Annotated in this window: 3 protein-coding genes; all 3 read right to left on the reverse strand. The window is 68.6% G+C overall.

Annotated features, from left to right (window positions below; translation table 11 throughout):
- On the reverse strand, nucleotides 1-368 hold a 368-nt coding region (locus tag AC5Y5O_RS31855; protein WP_500028727.1), incomplete at its 3' end, for a TIGR02569 family protein.
- A gap of 54 nt (nucleotides 369-422) precedes the next feature.
- Nucleotides 423-1,616, reverse strand: a complete 1,194-nt coding sequence (gene moeZ, locus AC5Y5O_RS31860; protein WP_096285385.1) for an adenylyltransferase/sulfurtransferase MoeZ — start codon at nucleotides 1,614-1,616, stop codon at nucleotides 423-425.
- Nucleotides 1,617-1,697: 81 nt separating this feature from the next.
- Nucleotides 1,698-2,735: a DUF3152 domain-containing protein gene (locus AC5Y5O_RS31865; RefSeq protein WP_096285384.1), complete on the reverse strand. Its 1,038-nt coding sequence runs from the start codon at nucleotides 2,733-2,735 to the stop codon at nucleotides 1,698-1,700.
- Nucleotides 2,736-2,780: the final 45 nt, after the last annotated feature.

The raw sequence follows: 2,780 nt of genomic DNA on the forward strand, positions 1-2,780 counted from the left end.
GTCGGTCCCTGGGTCAGGAATCGGGGGCGTTCGAGTTTGCCGGTGGCCTCGTGCAGCCGCACCGCCGCCGAGACGACTTCGTCGTGCCGGGGCTCCGGTGTACCGGCGACGAACGTGTCCGCCCGCCATCCGGAGACCACGTAGCGCCCGTCGGTCGAGCGCACCGGACGGGCCAGCCGCACCCCGTCGACGAACAGCGTTTCCCGCACTCGCGCAGACCAGGCCGCGCGCGCGTGGTCGGCCACGACCGACAGGACGACCTCGCCGCATCGCCAGCCGCCCTCCCAGCTGGCGCCCAGCGCGATGGGCTTGACACCGGCCAAACCAAACGCCGAAAGCACGTGCTCCGGCGGTGGTTCGACGCTCACGGGGGTTAGCCTACAAGTGCGACGATGCGGGTCCGCGCGACGCGCTGGCGTGCGTCAGTACATCACCATGTCGGGCTGCATCTGCTGCGCCCACGCCACGATTCCGCCCTGCAAGTGCACGGCATCGGCGAAACCGGCCTTCTTCACCGCCGCCAGCGCCTCGGCCGAGCGCACCCCCGTCTTGCAGTACAGCACCGCCTTGCGGTCGTGCGGCAGCTTGGTCAGACCCTCGCCGGAGCTGATCAACGAGTTCGGGATCAGCTGGGCGCCGTCGATGTGATTGATGGCCCACTCAACCGGTTCTCGAACGTCGATCAGGGCCAGCTTCCTGCCCGAGTCCAGCAACGCGCGCAGCTCCGCCGGTGTGATCGTCGAGCCGGCGGCCGCCTCGGCGGCATCGTCGGAAATCGCACCGCAAAACGCCTCGTAGTCGATCAGTTCGGTGATCCGCGGCGTGGCGGGGTCTTTGCGGATCCTGATCGTGCGGTAGCTCATCTCCAGCGCGTCGTAGATCATCAGCCGGCCCAGCAGCGGTTCCCCGATGCCGGTGATCAGCTTGATCGCCTCGGTGCCCATCACCGACGCGATCGAGGCGCAGATGATGCCGAGCACGCCTCCTTCGGCGCACGACGGAACCATGCCGGGCGGTGGCGGCTCCGGGTAGAGGTCGCGGTAGTTCAGGCCGCGCTCGTTGCCGGCCTGATCGGCCGGGGCATCCTCCCAGAACACCGAGACCTGACCTTCGAAGCGGTAGATCGACCCCCAGATATAGGGCTTGCCGGCCAGCACCGCGGCGTCGTTGACCAGATACCGGGTGGCGAAGTTGTCGGTGCCGTCGATGATCAGGTCGTATTGGCTGAACAGCTCGACGGCGTTGCCCGCCTCCAGCCGGAACTCGTGCAGCCGCACCGCGACCAACGGGTTGATCGCGTGGATCGAGTCGCGGGCGGATTGCGCCTTGGCACGGCCGACGTCGGCGGTGCCGTGGATGATCTGACGCTGCAGGTTGGACTCGTCGACGACGTCGAAGTCGACGATGCCGATCGTCCCGACGCCGGCCGCGGCCAGGTACAACAGCGCCGGTGCGCCGAGCCCGCCGGCGCCGATCACCAGCACCCGCGCGTTCTTCAGCCGCTTCTGCCCGTCGACGCCCAAGTCCGGGATGATCAGATGGCGGCTGTAGCGCGCCACTTCGTCGCGACTCAGCTCGCCGGCGGCATCGACTAGTGGCGGCAACGATGTGGACACCGAATATCTCCTCGGTCAGCTTCGCGACTCAACGTCTCCAGTCAACGCTTCGGTTGCCGGCGACGCTTCCCCGAGGGTGTTTCAGGCGATCGGATACGGCCAGGGATTGAATCGGCAGGTCTTGCCGTCGGCCTTGACGTATTCCGGGTCGAACTTCGCGGCGTCGTCGTTGGAGGTGGAGAACGTCTGCTGCATCATCACCGGCGCCAACCCGCCCTGCTTGTCGCACGCCTCGTGGCGCACGTAGCCGATGGCGTGGCCGACCTCGTGGTCGATGACGTACTGGCGGTACGAACCGACGTCGCCCTCGAACGGCACGGCGCCGCGCACCCAGCGCGCCTCGTTGACGAACACCCGGGCCTGGCGCTCCGGGCCGTAGGCCGGGTTGTAGCAGGAGGTCTCCAGCCTGAACTCGTAGCCGCACCCCTCGCGCACCGTCACCGGCGACACCAGCGAAATCCGGAAGTCGGGTTTGGCCCCACTAGTTCCGTCGATCCTGACGAACGCGAACTGCGGATTGTGCGTCCAGCCCTTGGGGTTGGCCAGCGTTTGATCGACCATCGTGGCGAACGCGTCGTCACCGCCGAACATCGCGGGGTCCAGACCGTTCTCGACCTCGACGGTGTACCGGAACACCTTGGCGGTGCCCTGACCGATCTGCGGCGTGGTGCCGGGTACGACATGCCAGGTCTTGTCGCCGGCTTCGGTGAACGGACCGCCGTCCGGCAGCGTCCCGGCCGGCAGATTGGCGTCGAAGGTGGCCAGGCCGCGCGGCGGAGCGTCGAGGATCGCGGTGCCCACGGCCCCGATGGCCGGCGGGCCCTGGATGGTCGGCTTGGTCGCCGTCGGTTGCGGCGCGCCGACGCCGGTCACCGTCTGATAGATGACCACCGCGGTCAATGCCACCAGAACGGGCAGCGCATAGGCGCGCCAGCCGTAGGTGGAGACGAATCGGCCCAGCCACGATTGCTTGCGCCACTGGCGGGGACGGTCGCGATCGGCGCGGGCACGTCCGCTGCCGACCGCGACGGGATCCCGCAGGGCGCGAAGCGGCTCTCGCCACTCGTCGCGCAGCATCGGCACTCGACCGCTGCCGGGCACGGGCGGCTCGGACGTCATTGCCCCAGGATGGCACAGCCGCGACGCCGGGTGTCCCTGGCGCGC

The organism is Mycobacterium sp. NGS40, assembly GCF_059812735.1.

Bases quoted from the DNA above. Each gene is read 5' to 3' on its own strand.
- AC5Y5O_RS31865 (WP_096285384.1), bottom strand. From the start codon at position 2,735: ATGACGTCCGAGCCGCCCGTGCCCGGCAGCGGTCGAGTGCCGATGCTG.